This window comes from Rathayibacter iranicus NCPPB 2253 = VKM Ac-1602 (genome assembly GCF_003149025.1).
Taxonomy (GTDB): domain Bacteria; phylum Actinomycetota; class Actinomycetes; order Actinomycetales; family Microbacteriaceae; genus Rathayibacter; species Rathayibacter iranicus.
The window spans coordinates 165,548-188,097 of the sequence record NZ_QGDV01000005.1 but is presented as its reverse complement, the minus strand read 5'-3'; the positions used below and the strand labels follow the sequence as shown (position 1 = coordinate 188,097).

Below are 22,550 nucleotides of genomic sequence, written 5' to 3'. Positions count from 1 at the left end.
TTCACTCAGCCAGTAAACGATCGGGGATCCGGGGATCGCTGAGAACTCATCCTGGGGGGCCTCGAAACGGTTGTAGTTCTCATCAAGAAACAGGGAGGCTTATGCAAAATTCCCTCGCACGCCCAGCGAACAAGCCTCTGACCAGGGCTTTTGTGAAGCCCTACCCGAATTTTGCATAAGCCTCAGGGCCTCGATCGTTGAGACCGATCGCACATCGACGTGCTGCTCGAAAAGGCGGCGGTAGACGCCCCGAGCGGTCGGTGTCGGAGGCGTGTTAATGACGACGAACGCGACAGTGCCGAAGTCGGAGCCGAAGACACCGCGTCCGAGGTGCGCCATCGAAGCGAGACGCTGGTCGCGGAGCAAATCACGTCGGAGGTCCTCGAACGACTTCAGAGACATCCACGAGGGCAGATTAATCATCGCCCACATGCCGCCCGCCTCCGCCATCGCCTGAGCACGCACCATGAATCCCGTCATGAGGTCCGACTTGCCCGTCGGGTACTCGTCCTTCATGAACTGTGTTACGGATGAGCGATGCCGCCTCGCTCCGCGCGACGAGGTTCGAGTCGACCCGCAGAGCGACCCTGCCATTCCCGACGAGCCATGCCAGCACGACCTCGATGGACCCCAGATCCCAGCCGTACGGCTTGGTCTCGAACTGTGCGACGACCTTCTTGATCGTCACCTGCTCATGCAGAGCCGTCCGAGTGATGATCCACGACTCCATCTCCGTCCCGGGTGAGGTGAGCGCACTGAGCGAGCCCGCATCGAAGAGCGCGTCCTCATTCTGTACGGCGCTCCCGACCTGCTGTTCCTGAAAGACCTTGCCCCCGAGAAGGCCGAGACTGGTATACGTCCGTCCCACGAGTTCCTGGAATCCGTCGCTCACGCGGGTCATCGCGTCCTGCGAGGTGGAGATGACGGGAGAGGCGTTGATGATCAGCTGAGCGCTGCCGACCGCCCGACTCAGACGCTCGATGAGCTCCTTCTCACGATCGTCGTTGAGCGCTTTCTTGGACTGAAGGATCGATTGCATCGACGGCGATCCGCCCGACCTCGACTGCTGCAGGATGTACTTCTCCGTCTTGAGCACGAGACGCACATCGGTCAGCAATCGCTTGTCGCGACCGAGGAAGACCCGCAGCTCGTCTCTCCCCATGCTCTGGGCGACGATCTCGGTGTCGGTGTAGCTCGTCGCCGGCGTGATGAAGTGGATGGTCAGATCGTGCTGCCTGCCTTGAGCGATGTCGTCGAGCTTGTAACCGAAGGAGAAGTCCTGTCCGTTCTTCAGGTACTTGAGCTTGCTGGTCTTGAGGATGTTGAACGAGAGGTACCGCAGGAATCTACTCGACACCTCAGAGGAGTCGATGTCGACCGCCTTGATCTCCTTCTCGACCTCCTGTTCCTCGTTGGTGAGGTACTCGTAGACATTCCCGTTGCGCTGGAGGTACGACTGCGACTCGAGGAGCGAGAGCGCCTCCTGCACCTGCTTCCCGAGGCTGGTGAGGTCGAGCCCGAAACGGTCGTACACGAGCACGGTAAGGTTGCGTGGCGTGGCCTTGAACGTGTCGACGTACTTCACGAGGAAGAGCGCCTTGAGCAGGCGGTTGGCGAGCCGCGTGATGTCCGATCCGGGGTCGGGGAGGTGCTTCTCAGCCTGAAGGACCGCACTCTGCGCCGCTGACTTCAACGCCGCGCTGATACCGGCGAACATCTGATCGAGGGTCGCGAGATAGCCCACCTGCTCGTCGCCGATCCGCTTGGCGACCTCCTGCACGACACCGAGCATCGAGCGCTCGCCGACGGAGCTGTTCTTCCCCTCGAACATGTTGTGGTCGGACAGTCCCTCGATGGCCGCCTGGAACATCGGGATCTGATAGGTGACGAACGGGTACGTGCTCACGAAGCGCGCTTCATCGACGTAATTGCGATAGGTCTTTGCGCCGTCGACGAAGCTGAAGATCGTCGAGAAATTCGCCGCCTGCGCTGCGTAGACCGACTGAAGCTCCTGGGCACCAGCGGCGTCCTTCTGTAGCAGGCGCTTGCTGATCACCTCTTCGACGTCCTGACTCGTCAGCTTCACCTTCGCGCTGAACCGAGCCTGGATCTTCGAGAAGTCGTTGCCCTGCTGCCGCGTGCGATCGCCGATAATCTTGTCCATGTCCTCCTGCGAGGTGACGAAAACCCAGGCTCTCCCACCGCACTTGGTGTTAAGCGACTCGGCGATCGTCTGGAGGTTGAGCATGAGCTTGACGTCGTCGGCGATGAACTGACCGACCTCGTCGACGTAGAAGTTGAGCCGGAATCCGGGTTCCTGCTTGTCGATCCAGTCCCTCACCGAGGTCGCGAAGTCTTCGATCGAGACCGCATACGACCTCTGATACTGCGCGATGATGCCGGAATTCGCCCCACCATTGACGTCGGCGAAGGCCCTGTCGATGTTGTGACCCTCCAGAGCGGTCTGCTCGCGACCCTGCGACCAGTCGATACCGGCGTGCTCAGCGAAAGCGGCTTTGAACGCGTCGTACTGGCCACGCCCGTCGAGGTCCTGCTCGAACCGCGCCACCGCCCCGTCGTTACCGAAGTAGCCGCGACTCTCGTCGAAGACCTTGACGAACACCTTCAGCAGCGCGTCGGTCTGATCTTTCGCGATGAGGGTCGCCTTCTGGTCGATATTGAACAGCAGGCTCTTGGCCGGGATCGCGGCGGCCTTTCTCAGCGATGCGGTGAGGAAGGCATCGCCAGTCTTCGCGAGGAAGCTCTCGCTCACCTGCTCGCGCGGAAACACCTGCCCCTCGACATCCCCCAGGAGGTGGGCGAGCATCTTGAGCAGGTGCGACTTGCCAGAGCCGAAGAAGCCGGAGATCCAGACGCCGTTGGCATTCGTGTAGTTCGTGTACTCCTCCAGGAGCGGCGCCACACCTTTCGCGGCATCGTTGGTGAGGACGTACTCCTCCACCTCGACTCCCAGATGGTCGACGTCGTCAGCCTTGACGACGCCCTCGATCGAACGGGTGACGTCTTTGAGGAAGATCTCGCTGAGTCTCATCGGGTCATGCCTCCTGGTCGAGGATGCGCTTCGCGCGGTAGAAGGAGTCGTCTCTGAGCTGACCGAACAGCACGAGTGCGGAGCCCCGCGTGTTCGACACCTCGTAGCGCCCGGGGAAGAACAGGAGCATCGGCCAGTCTGAGACGACCGTCTGCAGATTGTTGAGCACCGTGTGCGACCTCACGAACGGGAAGACCTCGCCGATTCCGGTGAGGAACAGGATCTGGAACGACTCTCCCTCCATTCGCTGCTTGATCGCTGGCGCGAGATGCAGCTGCGGATCGAGCATGTTCTGGAGCATCTTGAGGAAGTCGGGCTTGTCCATCGTCGGCTCGGCCGCCATAACGCGGTCCCACACGTTGCGCGCTTGCAGCAACTCGATGCACAGGTCGTAGAGGTTGATCTCCAGCACCCTGATGCCGAGATCGGTCTCCAGCTTCGTCGAGATCCGCTTCTTCACCTGCGCCACCTCGATCGCTTCGGTGGGGTCGTAATCGTAGATGAAGTGTGCAACCTCGTTCCCGAGGCCCTCCATCCCGAGGAAACGGTTGCTGCTCAGGACCTTGTACAGGTGGTCTTCCTGCTGAGGAAGAGTGAGCTGGGAGCCCGAGCGCATCATGCCACCATCGTGGGGAAGAAGCGGATGTCGCTCGGAGTGCGCTTCCGGAGGCGGTCTGCGATCCGCGCCGAGAGAAGAGCGGGCTGGATCGAACCCTGAATCGTGAGCAACTCGGCCTCCACCATCATTTTGAACAGCACCTGCCGGAGCTTCTTGTACGTCGTCGGCGAGACGGAATCAAGTTCGTCGTGCCACAGAGCCTTGGCGCGGTAGAACGCGTCGTAGTCCTCGTAGGAGACGCTACCGGCAAGTGCCAGGAAGCGTTCACGCAGGACTTCCTCTGCAAATTCCCCGATCAGATCGAAACGGCGGCAGGCGGCGACCCAGAGGAGGTGAGCACGCTCCGAGGCGGTGGTGCCGCTGAAGAGCTCGATCTCCTGATCGGAGAGGACGGACAACCGGTCGACGGTCGCGCGCGCCCGGCGAACTCCTGTGCTGTAGGTGCGCGCCTGCAGCAGGTTGCCCTCGACCGCGAGCCGCCGGACCTGCGCCCAATCGCGGTGTTCCTTGTAGACGAGCGTCAGAATGCCAGCCTCTCGTTCCAGAAGTCCGCCCGTGGTGAACGACAGCGCGTACCGCGACGAAGCGGCGGGACCAGTCGTCACGGTACCCCCCCTCGGAAAGCGACATCCCGATCAGGAGAAGGGCGACCCGCGGGGGTCCCTGCGCTTCCAGGCTTTTTGCGGGAATCGAGAGCGATGTCCCCTACCGCTCCTCCAATCATCTCGATATGCGGACATAAAGAGCGGGACATGAGCGGAATGTCGAAGCGGCTGGGGTACCTGGACTCGAACCAAGAACAACTGAACCAGAATCAGCCGTGTTGCCAATTACACCATACCCCAATGGTCACGCGGAGGTGAGGCCGAGACCAGACGGCGAGCGGATCGAGACCCACGCGCCGAGAGACGACAGTACCCTACGGACGGCATCCCGCTCAAATCGAGCCGCGGACCACAGAGCCCTCCGACTCCGGAGCGGCCTCGCCGAGGCGAGCGCGCACGAGGTCACGATTGAGCGCGGAGGCAACCTGCGCACCCGATCCGGCGGCGACGATCAACTGCTGCGGCCCGGGAGGGGTGACCTCGCCGGCAGCGTACAGGCCGGGGACGGAGGTGCGCCCGCCCGCATCGACGCGGAGGAAGCCATCGGCGTCGCGCTCGGGGCCGGCCGCGTCGAGATAGTCGAGCACCGGGGTCCAGACGGGGCGCACGAAGGCTCCGGTGCGCGGGACGACGTCACCATCGGCAAGCAGCACCCCGGTCATGGTGGCCCGCTCCCCCGCCAGATCGGCGACGGGCCGACGCTCGACCCGGATTCCGATGGACGCGAGCAGCGACTCGTCGGCGTCGCTGACGACTCCGACTCCGTTGGTGAAGACGATCAGGTCGGTCGACCACTGCGAGAGGAGCATGGCGCGTTCGGCGAGGTCGTCGGTCTCGCCGATCAGGGCCAGCGCCTCCCCCGCCTTCTCGTAGCCGTCGCACTCCATGCAGCTGTGCACGGCGGTGCCGTAGTAGGCGCGCAGGCTCGGCAGGGCGGGCAGGCGCTCGAGAAGCCCTGCGGCGGCGACGACGGCGGTCGCGATGACGGAGCGGTCGGCGCTGCCGCGGACGCCCCGCGCACCGACCACGAACTCTCCGCCGGAGCGCTCGACGGAGGTGACCTGGGCGTTGTGCACCTCGGCGGCCTCGTAGCGCTCAAACTCCTCGCGCCCGAGGCGGCGCAGTTCGAGTGGGGAGATGCCGTCGCGGGTGAGGAAGCCGTGCGAGTGCAGGGTGGCGGCGTTCCGGGGGCGGTTGCTGTCGAGCAGCAGTACGCTGCGGCGCGCGCGGGCGAGGTTGAGCGCTGTCGAGAGCCCGGCCGGACCGCCGCCGATGACGACGACGTCGTACCGGCCTCCGATCGCCTCCGGCATACTTAGGCCGACCGGGCGGCGGTGAGGTGCGCCGAGAGGCGGTCGAGGCGGGCGATCGACTCGGCCTTGCCCAGGATCGCCATCGACTCGAACAGCGGCGGCGAGACGCGGCGGCCGGAGATGGCAGTGCGCAGCGGCCCGTAGGCGATCCGCGGCTTGAGACCGAGGCCTTCGATCAGAGCGGCGGCGAGCGCCTCCTGGATCGCGGCGGTCAGCCACTCGCCCTCGGGGACCAGCTCGAGCGCGCCGACCGCGGCGGCAAGCACCTCGCCGGTGTTCGCGGGCAGGCCCTTGAGCGCGTCCTCGTCGTAGGCGAGCGCGCCCGCTGTGATGAAGAGGAAGCCGAGCATCCCGGGAGCCTCCCCCAGCAGGCCGATCCGCTCCTGCACGAGTGGGGCTGCGGCATCGAGCACGGCGCGCTGCTCGGCCGTGGGCTCGCCGGCGAGCACGCCCGCGGCGAGAAGGTACGGGACTGTCCGCTCGGTGAAGTCATCGACGGCGAGGAGGCGGATGTGGTCGCCGTTGATCGACTCCGCCTTCTTGAGGTCGAAGCGGGCGGGGTTGGGATTAACATCGGCCACGTCGAAGGCGGCGACCATCTCGTCGATCGAGAAGACGTCGCGGTCGTGGGTCAGCGACCAGCCGAGCAGGGCCAGGTAGTTGATCAGGCCCTCGGGGATGAAGCCGCGGTCGCGGTGGTGGAAGAGGTTGGCGGACGGGTCGCGCTTGGAGAGCTTCTTGTTGCCCTCGCCCATCACGTAGGGGAGGTGGCCGAAGCGCGGGACGTAGGTCGTGACTCCGATGTCGATCAGCGCGTGGTAGAGCGCGATCTGCCGGGCGGTGGAGGGCAGGATGTCCTCGCCACGGAGCACATGGGTGATCTGCATGACCGCGTCATCGACGGGGTTCACGAGCGTGTAGAGCGGCTGGCCGTTGGGGCGCACCACGACGAAATCGCTGAAGGATCCGGCGGGGAAGGTGATCGGTCCGCGGACGAGGTCGTCGAAGGAGAGGTCGGCGTCGGGGACGCGAAGGCGCAGCGCGGGGGCTCGACCCTCGGCGCGGAAGGCGGCGCGCTGATCGTCAGTGAGGTCGCGGTCGTGGTTGTCGTAGCCGTGCTGCTTGGCGCGGCCGGCCGCCTCGTTGCGGGCGTCGATCTCGTCCGCCGTGGAATAGCTCTCGTAGAGGTGGCCGGAGGCGAGCAGGCGCTGGATCACGTCGAGGTAGACATCCGTGCGCTCCGACTGGCGGTACGGACCGTGCGGGCCGCCGACTCCGATGCCCTCGTCCCAGTCGAGCTTCAGCCAGCGCAGCGCCTCCACGATCTGCTCGTAGCTCTCCTCGCTGTCGCGGGCGGCGTCGGTGTCCTCGATGCGGAAAACGAACGTGCCTCCGGTGTGCCGCGCGTAGGCCCAGTTGAACAGGGCGGTCCGGATGAGGCCGACGTGCGGGGTCCCGGTAGGAGACGGGCAGAAACGGACACGGACGTCGCTCCCGGTCGCGGTCGTGAACGGGTGCGCGTCCGGCGCGCGATCCAGGGGCGAAGTGATCTCAGACATACGCTGCCGATCCTATCCGGCGGGCGGCTGCGGCCGCCCGGGACGCGAGCACTTGTACCGCGAAGCGCGCTTCTCGTCAACGGACTGACGCGAAGCAGGGAGCAGTGGTGCTCTATGCCGAGGGCTTCCCACCGATTCTGTCCGAGCACGGCTCCGCACGCCGCGCCCGAGGTCTGCGGGAGCCTGCCCGGAAGGAGCACGGATGAGCACGATCGATCTCGACGTCGGGACGGACCGCACGGTCCTCACCGAGTCGGCCCGCGAGGAGAAGGACGCGCGCACCCTCTCGCTCTTCCAGGCGGCGGCCGCGGCCGAGGACGCCGAAGGACAGCGGATCCGCGAGCGCATCGTGCTCGACCACCTCGGGCTTGCCGAGGCAATGGCCCGCCGAGTTTCCCGCGGCGGAGGCGACTGGGCGGATCTGCGCCAGGTCGCCTACGTGGGCCTGGTCAAGGCCGCCCGGCGCTTCACCCCCGAACGCGGCGAGAGCTTCGCCGCGTTCGCCGTCCCCACCATCACCGGCGAACTCAAGCGCCATCTGCGCGATCTGGGCTGGATGATTCGCCCGCCGCGCGGAGTGCAGGAGCTGCACCGCCGCTCCGCTGTCACGGCCGACGAACTCGCTCAGGAACTCGGACGCCATCCCTCCGACCACGAGATCGCCCGCCGACTTGGAGTCGACGCGGCCGACGTGGCCGACGCGCGCTCCGCCGGTCATCCGCTCTCGCTCGACGAGAGTGTCGGCGAAGGCGGCGTTGGGCTGGCCGAGACGATCGGCGGCGAGGACGCGCGTCTGCTCGAGATCGACCGGCGACACGGCCTTGCCGAAGCACTTGCCGAGCTCGAGGACGGGCAGCGCGAACTCCTCCGGATGCGATTTGTCGAGGAGCGGACGCAGCAGCAGATCGCGGACACGCTGGGGACGACGCAGATGCAGGTCTCGCGCCTGCAACGCAGGATTTTGGCACAGCTCGCGGACCGCCTGGGCGCCCCGTCGCGCAGCCATCAGCCCCGCGTCGCGCGTGCTCGGGTCGCCTCCGTCACACCCGTCCGGCCTGCCGCGCACCTGAAGACCGCCTGAGGTGGGCCTCGGCACTCGAGGGGAGCGAGGACAGGGCCGCGAGGACGTCATCGACCTGGACGGCGAGCAGCGCCGGATCGGGTTCGGCCGAGAAGACGTCGCCGCGGCGCAGGGACGCATCGGTCAGCACGATGTGCGGGCCGGAGACGGGCGGGCCCCAGGCCTCGGGCGGCGCGGGCCCAAAGAGGACGACGGAGGGGATGCCGTACGCCGACGCGAGGTGGGCGGCCCCGGTGTCGACGGTGACGACGACCTCCGCCGCTGCGATGACCGCCGCGAACTCGCCCAGGGAGAGAACGCCCGCGAGGACCTCGCCCGTGCTGGCCAGCTCGGCGACACGGCGAGCGCGGTCGGCCTCGTTCGCGCCTCCGGTGTAGATGACGCGGTGCCCCTCGGCCGTCAGCGCCTGGGCGACAGCGGCGAAGCGCTCCTCTGGCCACTCCCGGGAGCCGTAGAAGGCGCCGATGTGCACCACAGCTGCCCCAGCAATGGGCGCGGGCGCGGTAGGGACGGCGAGGGCGACGTCCTCGGGATCGGCATCGAGGCCGATCGAGTTGACGAGGCGGGCCCAGCGGGCGCGCTCGAGTTCTCCGTCGATCCAGAGCGGACGCGGATCGTGGGGGCCGGCGCCGGGATCGAGCCGGGGGACGCGGAACTCCAGCGTCTGCCGCGGGGCGATCTCGCGCAGGCGCAGTCGCGACTCCGGACCGTTGCCGTGCAGGTTGACGCCGAGTTCGACCCGCCCGGCGGCCATCGGAAGCGGGTCGTCAAGGCCGTGCAGCGTGGGCACCAGAGCGTCCAGGCCCTCGACCAGATCGACGATCGGCTCAAGCCAGGGTGTGGTGGCCATGATCAGCCGATGCTCGGGGAAGCCGCGGCGCAGCGCCTTGAGCGCGGGGACTGCGACGAGGAGGTCGCCGAGTTTGAGGGCACGCAGGGCGAGGATCTCCGCAGTCCCGTCCGGAGCGGTGAGAGCGCGCACGGCGCCTCCTTCCTGTCGGGACCCCCGTACCCCGTTGCGCGGGTCTCAGACGCGGGGGCGGCTGATCCGTTCTGCGACGCGCCCGAGCAGGACGACTTCTCTCGGCGGGAGTTTACATCCCCGGTCGCGGGGTACGAGGAAGAAGTGAACGACTCCTTGCTGCGGAGCGCCGACGGCGCCGCTGAGCGCATACGGACCCTGCGCGGGATCCTCTTCGATCGCGACGCGACGCTTGTGCTGGACGTCCCTTACAACGGTGACCCGTCGCGGGTCTCGCCGATGCCGACCGCGCTCGACGCGGTGGAGCGGGCGCGGGAGGCGGGACTTGCCCTGGGAGTCGTCACGAACCAGTCGGGCATCGCGCGCGGCCTCATCGACCGCGCGCAGGCCGAGGCTGTGAACCGCCGTGTCGATGAACTCTTCGGCGGTTTCGACATCTGGATGCTCTGCCCGCACGGCCCCGACGACGGCTGCGCGTGCCGCAAGCCCGCACCCGGGATGGTGCTGAGCGCCGCCGATGTGCTGGGACTGCCCGTTGACTCCCTCGCCGTCATCGGCGATATCGGCGCCGATATGGGTGCCGCCGCGGCCGCCGGAGCCCGCGGGGTGCTGGTGCCGACTCCCGTCACGCTCCCCGAGGAAGTAGCCGCTGCCCCGCTGCGCGCGGCGACGCTCCTCGAGGCCGTTGAGCTACTGCTCGCGACGCAACCGGACGGGGACTCCGAGTGAGGCGCCGTGTCCTCGTCGCCCGGCTCGACAGCGCCGGCGACGTGCTGCTCTGCGGTCCCGCGGTCCGGGCGATTGCGGCAGAGGCGGACGTGTTGCTGCTGAGCGGACCCCAGGGTGCGCCCGCGGCGGCGCTGCTCCCCGGACCGGTGGCGGTGCGCACCTGGTCGTGTCCGTGGATCGGCGATGCCTCCCGGCCGGTCGATGCCACGTTGGTCGAGGAGCTGCGGGCGATCGTGACAGAGTTCGAGCCCGATGAGGCCGTGATCCTCACCTCGTTCCACCAGTCGCCGCTGCCGCTCGCGCTGCTCGTGCGACTGTGCGGCGTCTCCCGCATTTCCGGCGCCTCCGTCGACTTCGCGGGCGCTCTGCTCGATGTGCGCCTTGTGCCGGGCGAGACGTTGGTGGAGGACCAGCCGGAGCCGGAGCGCGCGCTCGCCATCGCGGCGGCGGCCGGATTCAGCCTGCCCGCGGGCGACGACGGCCGCCTCCGGGTGCGCCGCGAGGGCATCCTCCCCGCGGTTCTCTCGGACGTCGGCCCCTACGCTGTCGTGCATCCCGGAGCCGCAGTCCCGGCCCGCGCCTGGCCCGCGGCGAACGCGGCACGCGCGGTCGAACTCCTCGCCGAGGCCGGCCTCGCCGTCGTCGTCACCGGAGGTCCGAGCGAGCGGGCGCTGACAGCTGAGGTCGCGGGCAGCCGCGGGATCGACCTGGGTGGCGCAACGGACTTCGCGGGAGCCTCCGAGGTTTTGGCCCACGCCGAGGTGGTGATCAGCGGCAACACGGGTCCGGCACACCTCGCCGCCGCGGTGGGCACTCCGGTGGTCAGCCTGTTCGCTCCGGTCGTCCCGGCCGTCCGCTGGGCGCCGTACGGGGTGCCGGTCGCGCTGCTCGGGGACCAGGAGGCGGCCTGCGCCGGCTCGCGGGCGCGTATGTGCCCCATTCCCGGCCACCCCTGCCTCGCGGGGGTGAGCGCCGAGGAGGCCGTCGCCGCCGCGCTCCGGCTCAGCGCCGCCATCCCGGCTCCGACCCCCACGAGAGAGGCGATGGCATGAGGATCCTGCTGTGGCATGTGCATGGCGGTTGGGCGGACGCGTTCGTCCGCGGGTCGCACACCTTCGTACTGCCCACCAGTGCGGCCCGCGACGGCTGGGGTCTGGGCACGGGCGGACGCGACTGGCCGAACGCTGTCGAGACCGCGCCGGAAGAGCTGCACGACGTTGACATTGACGCGGTTCTCCTCCAGCGCCCCGAGGAGTTCGCAGAGGCGGAGCGTCTGCTCGGCCGCCGGCTCGGCCGCGATGTCCCTGCCGTCTACGTCGAGCACAACACTCCGCGCGGCGACGTGCCGGACAATCGCCATCCGCTCGCCGACCGCGACGACCTGCTGATCGTGCACGTCACCCACTTCAACGCGCTGATGTGGGACACCGGCTCGACCAGGACCACCGTCATCGAGCACGGGATCAACGACCCAGGCCCCCTCTACACCGGCGAACTGGCGCACTTCGGCGTCGTCGTGAACGAACCGGTCCGCCGGGGACGCGTTGCCGGCACCGATCTGCTCCCCCGCTTCGGGGCCGTCGCTCCGCTCGACGTGTTCGGGATGAAGACCGATCGACTCACCGAGCTGCCAGGGTTCGATGGGGTGACCGTGCTCGGCGACGTGCGCACGCAGGCGATGCATGACGCGCTCGCTCGCCGTCGGGTCTACCTGCATCCGTTCCGCTGGACGTCGCTCGGCCTCGCGCTGCTCGAGGCGATGCACCTGGGCATGCCCGTCGTTGCGCTCGACGTCACCGAGGCGGGACGAGCCGTGCCGCACGAGGCTGGAGCGATCACGAACGACCTCGACTCGCTGGTGGCCTCCGCCCGCGCCCTGATCGAGGACCCGGACCGCGCCGCCCGCGCCGGGGCGGTGGCCCGCGAAGCCGCTCTCGCCCGCTACAGCCTCGCCCGATTCCATCGCGACTGGGATGAACTCCTGGCCGATCTTCCGCGTCGCCGCACGGCGCCGCCCGCCCTGGAAGGGAGCACACGATGAAGCAGCAGCTCTCGGCGGCGCGTCCGCTCACGATCGCCATGGTCTCGGAGCACGCCAGCCCGCTCGCGACGCTCGGCGGAGTCGACGCCGGCGGCCAGAACGTGCACGTGGCGGCGCTAGCCGACGCGCTCGCCCGCCGCGGCCACCGCGTGGTGGTCTACACGCGCCGCGATGATCCCTCCCTCCCCCGCCGAGTGCCTTTCACCTCGGGCGTGGAGGTCGTGCACATCGACGCGGGACCGGCGAGCCGCGTCCCGAAAGATGACCTACTTCCCTTCATGGGTGACTTCGCGGTCGACCTCGCCGAGGAGTGGCTCGACGAGCGGCCCGACCTCGTGCACAGCCATTTTTGGATGTCCGGTGTTGCGGCGCTCGATGCCTCCGACCGAGTCGAGCGCGTCACCGGACGCCGCGTGCCGGTGCTGCACACGTTCCACGCCCTCGGCGTCGTCAAGCGCCGTCAGCAGGGCGCACTCGACACCAGCCCCGAGGAGCGCGCCTGGCTCGAGCCGGGAGTGGGCCACCGGGCGGACGGCATCATCGCCACGTGCTCCGACGAAGCCTTCGAACTGAAGGGCCTCGGCGTGCCGACCTCGCGCATCTCGGTCGTGCCCTGCGGAGTCGACATCGACCGGTTTACCGTCGATGGCCCGGTCGCGCCGCGCGGAGAGCGACCGCGGTTGATGACCATCGGACGCCTCGTGCCCCGCAAAGGCATGGGCATCGCGATCGAGGCACTCTCGCTCCTGGTCGCGGCCGGTCACGACGCCGAGCTCGTCATCGTCGGCGGCTCCGGCTCCGGCGATGCCCTGACCGCCGACCCCGAGTACCAGCGGCTGCACGCAGTCGCCGAGAAACGTGGAGTCGCCGACCACGTCGACTTCGTCGGCCAGCTCTCGCAGACGGCGATGCCCGCGATGCTCCGCTCGGCCGACGTAATGGTCTGCGCGCCCTGGTACGAGCCGTTCGGCATCACTCCGCTCGAGGCAATGGCCTGCGGAGTGCCGGTCGTCGCCTCCTCGGTCGGCGGGCTGATCGACACCGTGGTCGAGGACGTCACCGGGGTGCACGTGCCCCCGCGCGATCCCGTCGCTCTCGCGGCCGCGCTCAGCTCGCTTCTCGCCGACCCCACGCGCGCCCGCGCCTACGGAGCCGCTGGCCGCGAGCGCGTCGGGTCCGGTTACTCCTGGGAGCGCGTCGCCGCGGACACCGAGCGCGCCTACCTCACGGCCCTTGCCGGGATCGGCGACGAGTCGGTCCTCACCGGTGCCACCAGCGCATCCTCATCCTCCACTACCCGGAAGGCGGCTCCGCGACGATGACCATCGACACCGTTCTGGACACCCCGACGGACGCCGTTCGGCGCCTCGTCGACGACCACGTAGCGCGCTCGCTCGACGTGGTCGCCCAGCTCGAGCGCCACTCCGAGCGGATCGCGGCATGGGGCACCGAGCTCGCTGACCGACTGCACTCCGGGGCCCGGCTACTCGCCGCGGGCAATGGCGGCTCGGCGGCGGAGGCGCAGCACCTCACCGCGGAGCTGGTCGGCCGCTTCGACGGTGACCGCATCCCGTTCTCGGCGATCTCGCTACACGCGGAGACGTCGAGCCTGACCGCGATCGGCAACGACTACGGCTTCGAGCACGTGTTCGCTCGCCAGGTCACGGCCCACGCCCGGACCGGGGACGTGGTTGTGCTGCTCTCGACCAGCGGACGCAGCGCCAACCTTCTTCGCGCCGCCGAGGCCGCCCGCGCGGCCGGCGCCCGTTCGTGGGCGCTGACCGGTGGCGGACCGAACCCGCTGACCGAGCTCTGTGACGAGTCGATCGCCCTCGACGGTCACGGCGCGAACGTGCAGGAGGCACAGCTGGTACTCGTGCACGCGCTCTGCCGAGCCTTCGAGCACCGGATCCGCGCGCGGACGGTGGCCACCTCGTGAACCGGCTACGCCTCGTCGTCGTCGGCGATGTGATGCTGGACGTCGACCTCTCCGGACCCGCGGAGCGACTGAGCCCGGACGCGCCGGTGCCCGTCGTCGACGTGTCGGCCCGCAGCGCCCGCGCGGGCGGCGCCGGGCTCGTGGCGCGGATGCTGGTGCGCGACGGGCACGAGGTGACGCTGGTGACGGCGCTCGCCGACGACTCCGATCTTGATGTCGCGGAGCTGCGCGCCGAGCTGCACGGCATCCGCGTCGTCGCCGGCCCCTCCGCAGCGCCGACGCCAGTGAAGACGCGCGTCGCCGCCTCCGGTCAGGCAGTAGTGCGCATCGACCGCGGCTGCGAGACGCCACCTGTCCCCGGCGTGACCGACACGATGCTCGCCGCCCTCGCTGAAGCTGACGCCGTGATCGTCGCCGACTATGGCCGCCGACTCACCGAGGACCCGTCGCTCCGGGCCGCTCTCGACGCGCTCACCGTGCCCCTGGTCTGGGACCCGCACCCGCGCGGCTCGCAGCCGGTCGCAGCGACCACGCTCGCGACTCCGAACCTCGCCGAGGTGGCCACGTTCTCGGGGGCCACGGGCCGCGGAGTGACGCTCGCCGAGTCGGCCGCGACCACGCTGCTGGAGCGATGGGAGTGCAACGCCGTCGCGGTGACGATGGGCTCCTCCGGCGCCCTTGTGCGCTCGCGCGGCACGGGAGTGCCGGTGGTCGTTCCTGCCGCTGCCGTACCGCCGAGCGACCCCTGCGGAGCGGGCGACCGGTTCGCCGCCTCCGCCGCGGTCGCGCTCGCTCAGGGCTCCAGCCCCTCGGCGGCCGTCCAGGCGGCGGTCGCCGAAGCCGGTGCCTACCTGCTCGCGGGCGGAGTAACGTCCCTCGCCGCTCCCGCCGACGCCGCTCCCCTGCATGGCGGCGGAGTCGACGCCCTGCGGGTCGCCGCGTCCGTGCGCGCCTCGGGTGGAACCGTGGTTGCAACCGGCGGCTGCTTCGACCTCCTGCACGCCGGCCACGCCCGTACCCTCTCGGCCGCTCGGGCGCTCGGCGACTGCCTGATCGTCTGCCTCAACTCCGACGACTCTGTGCGCCGACTCAAGGGCGCCGCGCGGCCGATCATCCCCGAGAACGACCGCGTCGACCTGTTGCTCGCGCTGGAATGCGTGGACGCCGTGCTGGTCTTCGGTGAGGACACGCCGGACGAGGCGCTGCGCCGAATCCGCCCCGACGTCTGGGTGAAGGGCGGCGATTACTCCGCCGAGTCCCTGCCCGAGACGGCAACGGTGGCGGAGTGGGGCGGCCGCGTCCTGACCGTGCCGTACCACCCCGGCCGCTCGACCACCCATCTCGCCGCCGCGCTCGCGCGTGTCGGCTGACCCGCGGCCCCCAGGCCACCCCCGGAAGGAAACCATGAGCACCACTCCCACCCCCCTTGGCCGCGTTCTGATCACCGGAGGGGCCTCCGGGCTCGGTGCGGCCGTCGCGGCCGCGGTCACCGTCGCCGGCGGCACCCCGATCGTGCTCGACCGGGACGTCTCGGCCGTGCAGGAGGGCGTCGCCGCCTATCAGGTGGATGTCGCGAAGACCCGCGAGGCCGAAAAGGCGGTCGCCGAGATCGCGCGTGAGCACGGCGGGCTCGATGCCGTCGTCACCGCGGCCGGCATTGATCGCTGCGGCCGCCTGGTCGATGTGGAGCCGGAGGAGTGGGAGCGGGTCATCTCGGTCAACCTCCTCGGTACCGCAGCGGTCGTCCGCGCGGCGCTGCCGTTCATCACCGAGACCCACGGGCGCGTCGTCACCGTCGCCTCCTCGCTGGCGATCAAGGCGGTCTCGGATGCGACCGCTTACTGCGCCTCGAAGTTCGGCGTGCTCGGCTTCACCCGGGCGCTCGCGGCCGAGACCAAGGGCGAGATCGGCGTGACCACGTTGATCCCCTCCGGTATGAAGACGCGCTTCTTCGACGACCGCGACGAGCAGTACAAGCCCGGACCCGACGCGCTGCTCAACGACCCGGAGAACGTCGCGAACGCCGTCATGTTCATCCTCGCCCAGCCCCGCGGCTGCGAAGTCCGCGAACTCGTCATCACCCACGAGGAAGAGCCTTCCTGGCCGTAACCCCTCACCTTCGCGAGATGCCTCTTGAGTACGCCCGGCGTGCCGCGTACTCAAGAGGTATCTCGCGGGGCAGTCACTAGCGGGTGGCGGCGAGCACCGCCCGGACGTCCTCGAGCACGGCCTCGACACGCACGTCGGCGACGAAGGTGGTCTCGTGCTCGCACCGCGGAGCCGTCCAACCGACCTGCGTCGCGTCGCGCCCGCAGACCGGGCAGCGCGTGGTCCAGCTCAGCTGCACGCGGTGGCGCTGCCGGCCCAGCGGAGCGGCGTTGATCGCGTTGCCGACCCAGAAAATCCCCACGGTCGGTGCCCCGACCGCTGCCGCCAGGTGCCGTGGCCCCGAGTCATTGCCGAGCACGAGGTCGGCGAGCGAGAGCAGCGGAGCAAGGTCCGGCAGTTCGACCGCGCCGGCCCACGAGAGGGTGCCGGGCGCCGCGTCCACGATCTCCTCGGCCGCGGGCACGTCGGAGGCGTCTCCCACGACGAGGACGCGGGCCCCGTCGGCGAGCAGCGCCCGAGCCACCTCTGCGAAACTCGCGCTCGGCCAGCGGCGGCGCCGGTCGGTCGCCCCCGGATGAATCAGCACGAGCGGACCGCCAGCGGGCAGCGCGGCGGCGAGACGGTCACGCCGCTCGGGATCGACATGCAGGAGCGGCTCGAGCCTCGTCGCGGGCGCTCCGGCGAGCCCGACGATCTCGAGCCCCCGCAGCATCTCGTGCTGGTAGTAGACGTAGGGGATCGTGCGCTCGAGCTCCACGGCATCCGGGGTCCGCGACCCGATCGTGTGCCGCGCGCCGAGGCGCCGCAGGAAAGGGTTGGAGTAGCGCCCGCCCCCGTGCAGCTGCGCGGCAAGGTCGAAGCGGCGCGCGCGCATCCGCTCCGTGAAGTCCTCGATAACCTGCGAATCCTCACCCTCACCGTCCCGGACGCCCTGCGCGACCGGCAGAATCTCGACGTGTGCCACCGGAGACTCCACCCCCGCGAGCAGAACCCGATGCGCGGGCGTGCCGAGCAGCGTGATCTCAGCTTCTGGGTAGGCCGCCGCGAGCGCCTCGACGGCGGGGAGGGCGAATAACAGATCACCCAGTCCACCGCCTCGGAGCACGGCGATCCTCTCGACTCCGGCGAAAGGCTCTCGGAGGGGGGCAATGGCGACCACGGCGGGTTCCTCTCAGGTGCGGAGGCGCGCGAGCGCGGCTCCGGGGGACAGTCACTTCTCCACTTCCCCGCGAGCACCGATCCGAAACGGATGTGCGCCGCACAGCGTCGGCTGAGAGTCCCTTCTCATCAACGATGGTGAAGGAGGTCCCGTCCTAGCTGACGTTGCGCGCGGATCCGGAGGCCACGGCCCGCTCGAGCTGCTGAACCCGGGTCAGCGAGACCCCGAACGCGGCTGCGGTGGCCTCGAGGGAGTACCTGTCCGCGCGTGCGAGGGCGACCGCTCGACGCCGCGCCACCGCCGAGCGTTCTTGGGCCGCTCGAGACTCGCGCTCCGCCTCCTCCGCCTCGCGCCACAGCTCTTCCGCCTCCGGCGTCACCCGCACGGTGACCTCCACCGTGACCTCGTGCGCCGCAACCCCGAGCGCGAGCGCCGCTATCTCGTGCGCGACCGCGTCCGCCTCGCTCAGTCCGCGCGCCTGGCCCACAACGTCCAGTTCGCGGATCGTTACGAGCCACCAGCGACCGTCGCGCTCAACGGTCGCTGTGTACCTGTACGCGGTCATCGGGGTCCTCACTCTCGCCATTCCTGCGGAACCGCAGGAAGCTTCCGCATCAGTTGACGGATTACTCCCGCCGACACCTCGTTATGGTGCGCGAAGAGCAATCCTGCGCCAGCGTTCGACGCCGAAAGCGGCCCGCTCCCTAGCCTCGGCGTATGTACTCTCACTTTCCCGCCGCGGCCGTCGCGGTCGCAGCCTCCGCAGCCATCCCCGCCGTCGTCCTGTTTGTCGTCCGCCTGCGCGATCGCAAGCGTCCCGACGAGCGGATCTCCGCCGCACCGGGCGACGCCGTCGTCCTCTCATTCCGACGCTGGCAAATCGTCGTCAACCGGGTCGTCGGCATCGTCGTCGCCGTGCTCGGAGCCCTCATGACCGTCATCGCAGCGACCAGACCCAACGAGACGGAGATGCTGATCGCAGGCATCGTCTTGGTCGTCACCGGCCCCCTGCTCATCCTGCTGGCGAGCTCGCTCGCGCGATTCCGCGTCACCCTCCTGGGCGATCGGATCGACATCATCCCGATGATCGGGCGCCCGCGGTCGGTCCCCGTGCACACCATCGCCAGAATCATCCCGGCGGCAGGCCGGTACGGGGGCGTGCAGGTCTACGACGCCCGGCGTCAGCGCCTCTTCTCCGTCACGACCATCACGCTCGGCTTCGCGCACCTCGTGCCGTTCCTCCAGTGGAACGCCCCTGATGCCTGGGAGGAGTTCGTGCGCAAGTACGGGAGGAACCTCCCCCGGATCCTCGGGCCCGCGGCGCCCCGCGCACAGGTCCGCTGATTTCCCCGAGCCTCGATGTCTAAGCCACCACCCCGCGGGTACCGGACGGTTGCGCCCGCCACCCCGCGCGCGCCCCCGACCGAGAGGTGACCGTGACCATCGACACCATTGCCACCGCCGCCGACGCCGTCCGCCACGCGCAGGCCGCGTTCCCCGCCTGGGCCGCTACCGCGCCCGCCGAGCGCGGCGCCCTCCTTCGAGCCGCCGCCCACCGCGTGGCTGCGCGCGAACAGGAACTTGCGGCTCTCAACACCGAGGAGACGGGCAAGCCCGCGGGAGACGCCCTCGGTGGTGTCCGCGCGGGAGTCGACACGCTGCTGCAATACGCCGAACTCGGCCCCCTGCATCGTGGGAAAAGCCTGCGCGGAGGCACCCTGAATGTCGATGTCGCCCTGCCGCACCCGCGCGGCATCGTCCTTGCACTCACTCCGTGGAACGACCCGGTCGCCGTCGCGGCCGGTCTGCTCGGCGCTGCGATCGTCTCCGGTGACGTGGTTGTGCACAAGCCCAGCGAGCGCAGCCCCGCGACCGGCGCCCTGTTCACGAGCATCCTCGCCGAGGCGCTGCCCGAGGGCGTGCTCACCCTGGTCGAGGGCGATGGCGCAGTCGGCGACGAGCTCGCCCGCACCGAGGGGGTCGACGTCCTCGCTCACGTCGGATCCACCGCCACCGGCCGCGCGCTGGCCCGGATCGCCGCAGTCACCGGCGCACACGTCATTCTCGAAAACGGCGGCAACGACGCGCTCGTCGTCGACCGCGACGTCGATCCGGTCTGGGCGGCGGAGCAGGCCGCGCTCGGTGCCTTCGCCAACGCGGGCCAGATCTGCACATCCGTCGAGCGGATCTACGTGCACCGCGACATCGCCGAGGCCTTCATCACCGCGCTGGTCGCCGAGGCCGAGCGCTGGAGCGCCGGTCCCCTCCCCCGCCTGGTGGACGCCCGGATGCGCGACGCCGTGCACGAGCATGTCACCGAGGCGCTCGGCAGCGGCGCCCGCGCGCTCACCGGCGGCACCCCGGGCCAGGGCACGTTCTACCCCGCGACGGTCCTCGCCGACTGCACCGACGCGATGCTCGTGATGACCGAGGAGACCTTCGGACCGGTCGCGCCGGTCGCCGTCGTCGACTCCTTCTCCGAGGGCCTCGCCCGCGCCGCCGCGAGCCCCTACGGCCTGGCCGCGTCGGTCCTCACCGCCGACATGGAGCACGCGCACCGCGCCGCGGCGACCCTCCCCGTGGGCACCGTGAAGGTCAACGGCGTCTTCGGAGGTGCGCCCGGCGGCAGCGCGCAGCCCCGCGGCACATCGGGCTCCGGCTTCGGCTACGGGCCCGAGCTGCTGGACGAGATGACCACGACCACGGTTGTGCACTTCGGCCTCCCCGTCCTCCCGGGCGGTGCCCGATGAGCCTCGAGGGCTCGGCGCTGCACCGGGCCAGCGCTCTGATCGCGCACGTGCAGGAACGTCCGCCGGTCGTCGCGGTCATCGGCGACCTGATCCTCGACTCGTGGTGGCTCGGCGAGGCTGAGCGGGTCACGCGCGAGGCACCCGCGCCAGTGCTGCGCCTCGACGACGTGGTGGACGTCGCGGGTGGTGCGGCCAACACCGCCGCGAACCTGCGTGCGCTCGGCGCCGTCGTCCGCACGGTCGGAGTCGCCGGCCGCGATCCCGAGGGCGACCGGCTTCTGCGCGCCCTCGACCGGGCGGGCCTGGACACCGCCGCAATCGTCCGCACCGACGCCGCCACCACGATCAAGACCCGCGTAGTCGGCGGCGACAGCGTGATGCTGCGCGTCGACTCCGGACCGCACCGCCCCGCCGACGACGAGATCGAGCGACTTGCGGAGGCCGCCGTGCGAGCCGCGGAGGGAGCAGACGCCGTGTTGGTCTGCGATTACGGCTCCGGGATCCTGCGCGCCGCCGTCGAGCGCATACTGGCCGCCGAGCGTCCGCGGCTCCTCGTGATCGACGCGCACGAGCTTTCCGAGTGGGCGTTCGCGCGCCCCGACGTGGTCACGCCTAACGCGAAGGAGGCGGAACACCTGCTGGGCGCCTCCCTCGGCCGCGGAACCGAGCGGGCCACCGCTGTGCGCGCCGCCGCCGCCGAGCTGCGCGCTCGCTCGGGCGCCGGCCACATCGTCGTCACCCTCGACCGCGACGGCTCGACCGCGCTCGACGCCGACGGTGCCGTGAGCCGCACGTTCGCTCAGCCCGCGGAGGAGAAGCAGGCGTCGGGAGCCGGCGACACCTTCGCCGCCGCGGTCACCCTTGCCCTCGCCGCCGGCCGTTCCCTCGCCACCGCCGTCGACCTCGCGCAGGCCGCCGCCGACGTGGTCGTGCAGCGCCCAGGCACCTCGATCTGCTCCTCCGACGACCTGCTGGCCTCGCTCGCCGCCCCCGGCGCCGTCGTCCTTGGCGAAGACGCTCTTGTCGAGGTGCTGGCGGAGCAGTCGCGGCGCGGCCGACGGATCGTCTTCACCAACGGCTGCTTCGACGTCCTGCACCGCGGCCACACCGCCTACCTCCGTCAGGCCCGTGAGCTGGGCGATGTGCTGGTCGTCGCGGTCAACGACGACGACTCCGTGCGCCGACTCAAGGGCGAGGCACGCCCCATCAACCCCGAGGGTGACCGTGCCGGAGTGATCGCCGAGTTGGGCTGCGTCGACTACGTCACCCTCTTCAGCGGCGACACTCCCATCCCGCTCCTGGAGCGCGTGCATCCAGACGTGTACGTCAAGGGCGGCGATTACAACCCCGACATGCTCGCGGAGGCGGGTGTCGTCCGCTCCTACGGCGGCACCGTCACCACGGTCGGCTACGTCTCGGAGCACTCCACGACCGAGATGGTGCAGCGGATCCGATCGGCGGCGCCATGACCAGTCGCCGTTGGTCGGGGCGCTGGGGAGTCGCCCAGGCTCCCGAGCCGCCGCTGATCGACGTGCTCGTGCCGACAATCGGTCGTCGCGCCGAGCTCGCCGCCACGCTCGCCGGGCTCGCCGCTCAAGACGATCCGCCGTTCCGCGTGATCGTCAGCGACCAGTCAGACGACGGGGTCGCCGAGAGCGATCCGACAGCCGTGGCGATGCTGCGTGTGCTGGAGGTGCAGGGCCGTGCCCCACTCGTGCGTCAGCACCTGCCTCGTCGCGGGCTGGCGGAGCAGCGGCACTACCTGCTCTCGCTTTCCGCTGCTCCCGCGGTCCTCTTCCTCGACGACGACGTCTGGCTCGAGCCGGGCACGCTAGCGCGCCTACACGAGGCGCTGGAGCGGCTCGACTGCGGCTTCGTCGGCTCCGCGGTGCAGGGCCTGTCCTACCTTGAGGACGTCCGCCCGCACGAGACGGAGGCGTTCGAGACCTGGGAGGAGCGCGTGCAGCCGGAGCGGGTCCGCCGCGGCACCCCCGAGTTCGAGCGCTGGCCGCTGCACAACGCGGCGAACCTCACGCACATCGCCGCCGAACTCGACGTCCCGGAGGGCGCCTGGCGCGCGTACCGGGTCGCCTGGCTGGGCGCATGCGTCCTCTACCGCCGCGAGGCTCTGCTGGCCGTCGGCGGCTTCGACTTCTGGGAGCAGCTGCCCCCGGAGCACAGCGGCGAGGACGTCGCCGCGCAGTGGCGCGTCATGGAGCGCTTCGGCGGCGCGGGCCTCGTGCCCAGCGGCGCCGTGCACCTGGAGACGCCCACGACGGTCACTGACCGGCGCGTCGACGCCTTCGACCGGCTCTTCGCCGAAGAGCACTCGTAACACTCCGACGAAAGGACAGCACGATGGATGCACCCAACCCGATCCAGATCCAGAAGTACCTCTCGGGCATCGACTACCCCGCCTCGAAGGACACGATCGTCAAGACCGCCGAGAAGGAGGGAGCCGACGCCGACATCCTCGACGCGCTCCGCGCCCTCCCCGACGTCACCTACGACAAGCCCACCGACGTCAGCGCAGCTGTCGCGAAGCTCTAACCTCGGTGTTCCTCCCCGCGAGGTCCCTCTTGGGTACGCGACACGCCGTGTGAAACGTATCC

Annotated in this window: 21 protein-coding genes and 1 tRNA gene; 13 read left to right on the top strand and 9 right to left on the bottom strand. The window is 69.8% G+C overall.

Annotation, left to right across the window (positions count from 1 at the left end):
* Positions 1-415 precede the first annotated feature (415 nt).
* The 6 genes from brxC to gltX all read right to left on the bottom strand — a co-directional run bounded on the left by brxC (position 416) and on the right by gltX (position 7,148).
* A complete protein-coding gene (gene brxC / locus B0H03_RS08070) occupies positions 416-3,052 on the bottom strand; it encodes a BREX system P-loop protein BrxC (protein ID WP_237399358.1) in 2,637 nt (878 codons plus the stop codon).
* A gap of 4 nt (positions 3,053-3,056) precedes the next feature.
* Entirely contained in the window at positions 3,057-3,671 is a 615-nt protein-coding gene (locus B0H03_RS08065) for a DUF1788 domain-containing protein (RefSeq protein ID WP_337189957.1), read from the bottom strand.
* A complete protein-coding gene (locus tag B0H03_RS08060) occupies positions 3,668-4,276 on the bottom strand; it encodes a DUF1819 family protein (RefSeq protein ID WP_104263908.1) in 609 nt (202 codons plus the stop codon). Before B0H03_RS08060 ends, B0H03_RS08065 begins: the two co-directional genes overlap by 4 nt.
* A 168-nt stretch (positions 4,277-4,444) precedes the next feature.
* Positions 4,445-4,516: transfer RNA gene (locus B0H03_RS08055), tRNA-Gln, on the bottom strand.
* A 92-nt stretch (positions 4,517-4,608) separates the two neighbouring features.
* Complete coding sequence (locus B0H03_RS08050) at positions 4,609-5,589, bottom strand: NAD(P)/FAD-dependent oxidoreductase (RefSeq protein WP_104263907.1); 981 nt, start codon at positions 5,587-5,589, stop codon at positions 4,609-4,611.
* A 2-nt stretch (positions 5,590-5,591) separates the two neighbouring features.
* Positions 5,592-7,148: a glutamate--tRNA ligase gene (gene gltX / locus B0H03_RS08045; protein ID WP_104263906.1), complete on the bottom strand. Its 1,557-nt coding sequence runs from the start codon at positions 7,146-7,148 to the stop codon at positions 5,592-5,594.
* Positions 7,149-7,350: 202 nt separating this feature from the next.
* On the opposite strand from gltX, the gene B0H03_RS08040 reads away from it, so the two are divergent.
* The gene (locus B0H03_RS08040; RefSeq protein WP_104263905.1) at positions 7,351-8,229 is read left to right on the top strand and encodes a sigma-70 family RNA polymerase sigma factor; all 879 of its coding nucleotides are present in this window, start codon (positions 7,351-7,353) and stop codon (positions 8,227-8,229) included.
* Here B0H03_RS08040 and B0H03_RS08035 read toward each other — a convergent pair.
* On the bottom strand, positions 8,189-9,211 hold the full coding sequence (locus tag B0H03_RS08035; protein WP_104263904.1) for a glycosyltransferase family 9 protein: 1,023 nt from the start codon (positions 9,209-9,211) through the stop codon (positions 8,189-8,191). The two genes, B0H03_RS08040 and B0H03_RS08035, sit on opposite strands and share 41 nt — an antisense overlap.
* 144 nt (positions 9,212-9,355) lie before the next feature.
* On the opposite strand from B0H03_RS08035, the gene B0H03_RS08030 reads away from it, so the two are divergent.
* The 7 genes from B0H03_RS08030 to B0H03_RS08000 are packed head-to-tail and all read left to right on the top strand — an operon-like array spanning position 9,356 to position 16,029.
* Positions 9,356-9,940 carry an HAD family hydrolase gene (locus B0H03_RS08030; protein WP_165827977.1) on the top strand — a complete coding sequence of 195 codons (585 nt, stop codon included), beginning with the start codon at positions 9,356-9,358 and terminating at the stop codon, positions 9,938-9,940.
* Positions 9,937-10,992, top strand: coding sequence for a glycosyltransferase family 9 protein (locus tag B0H03_RS08025; protein ID WP_104263903.1), 1,056 nt, complete (start codon positions 9,937-9,939; stop codon positions 10,990-10,992). The genes B0H03_RS08030 and B0H03_RS08025 overlap by 4 nt, the downstream gene beginning before the upstream one ends.
* Positions 10,989-11,981 (top strand): glycosyltransferase, encoded by a 993-nt coding sequence (locus B0H03_RS08020; RefSeq protein ID WP_104263902.1) that lies wholly within the window; start codon positions 10,989-10,991, stop codon positions 11,979-11,981. Before B0H03_RS08025 ends, B0H03_RS08020 begins: the two co-directional genes overlap by 4 nt.
* Complete coding sequence (locus B0H03_RS08015; RefSeq protein ID WP_104263901.1) at positions 11,978-13,303, top strand: glycosyltransferase; 1,326 nt, start codon at positions 11,978-11,980, stop codon at positions 13,301-13,303. The genes B0H03_RS08020 and B0H03_RS08015 overlap by 4 nt, the downstream gene beginning before the upstream one ends.
* A complete protein-coding gene (locus B0H03_RS08010) occupies positions 13,300-13,920 on the top strand; it encodes a D-sedoheptulose-7-phosphate isomerase (protein ID WP_104263900.1) in 621 nt (206 codons plus the stop codon). The genes B0H03_RS08015 and B0H03_RS08010 overlap by 4 nt, the downstream gene beginning before the upstream one ends.
* Complete coding sequence (locus B0H03_RS08005) at positions 13,917-15,290, top strand: PfkB family carbohydrate kinase (RefSeq protein WP_276329553.1); 1,374 nt, start codon at positions 13,917-13,919, stop codon at positions 15,288-15,290. The genes B0H03_RS08010 and B0H03_RS08005 overlap by 4 nt, the downstream gene beginning before the upstream one ends.
* Before the next feature lie 34 nt (positions 15,291-15,324).
* On the top strand, positions 15,325-16,029 hold the full coding sequence (locus B0H03_RS08000) for an SDR family oxidoreductase (RefSeq protein WP_104354072.1): 705 nt from the start codon (positions 15,325-15,327) through the stop codon (positions 16,027-16,029).
* A gap of 76 nt (positions 16,030-16,105) precedes the next feature.
* Here B0H03_RS08000 and B0H03_RS07995 read toward each other — a convergent pair whose 3' ends face one another.
* Together B0H03_RS07995 and B0H03_RS07990 are read right to left on the bottom strand one after the other, a co-directional pair.
* The gene (locus B0H03_RS07995) at positions 16,106-17,188 is read right to left on the bottom strand and encodes a glycosyltransferase family 9 protein (RefSeq protein WP_104263898.1); all 1,083 of its coding nucleotides are present in this window, start codon (positions 17,186-17,188) and stop codon (positions 16,106-16,108) included.
* A 154-nt stretch (positions 17,189-17,342) separates the two neighbouring features.
* The gene (locus tag B0H03_RS07990; RefSeq protein ID WP_104263897.1) at positions 17,343-17,753 is read right to left on the bottom strand and encodes an antitoxin HicB; all 411 of its coding nucleotides are present in this window, start codon (positions 17,751-17,753) and stop codon (positions 17,343-17,345) included.
* A gap of 152 nt (positions 17,754-17,905) precedes the next feature.
* Between B0H03_RS07990 and B0H03_RS07985 the strand changes: the two genes are divergently transcribed.
* From B0H03_RS07985 to B0H03_RS07965, 5 genes are all read left to right on the top strand, one after another.
* On the top strand, positions 17,906-18,532 hold the full coding sequence (locus B0H03_RS07985; RefSeq protein WP_104263896.1) for a hypothetical protein: 627 nt from the start codon (positions 17,906-17,908) through the stop codon (positions 18,530-18,532).
* A 92-nt stretch (positions 18,533-18,624) separates the two neighbouring features.
* Positions 18,625-19,938, top strand: coding sequence for an aldehyde dehydrogenase family protein (locus tag B0H03_RS07980; protein ID WP_241560370.1), 1,314 nt, complete (start codon positions 18,625-18,627; stop codon positions 19,936-19,938).
* On the top strand, positions 19,935-21,407 hold the full coding sequence (gene rfaE2, locus B0H03_RS07975; RefSeq protein WP_104263894.1) for a D-glycero-beta-D-manno-heptose 1-phosphate adenylyltransferase: 1,473 nt from the start codon (positions 19,935-19,937) through the stop codon (positions 21,405-21,407). Before B0H03_RS07980 ends, rfaE2 begins: the two co-directional genes overlap by 4 nt.
* A complete protein-coding gene (locus tag B0H03_RS07970; protein ID WP_104263893.1) occupies positions 21,404-22,273 on the top strand; it encodes a glycosyltransferase family A protein in 870 nt (289 codons plus the stop codon). Before rfaE2 ends, B0H03_RS07970 begins: the two co-directional genes overlap by 4 nt.
* Before the next feature lie 23 nt (positions 22,274-22,296).
* A complete protein-coding gene (locus tag B0H03_RS07965) occupies positions 22,297-22,488 on the top strand; it encodes a DUF2795 domain-containing protein (protein WP_104263892.1) in 192 nt (63 codons plus the stop codon).
* Positions 22,489-22,550: the final 62 nt, after the last annotated feature.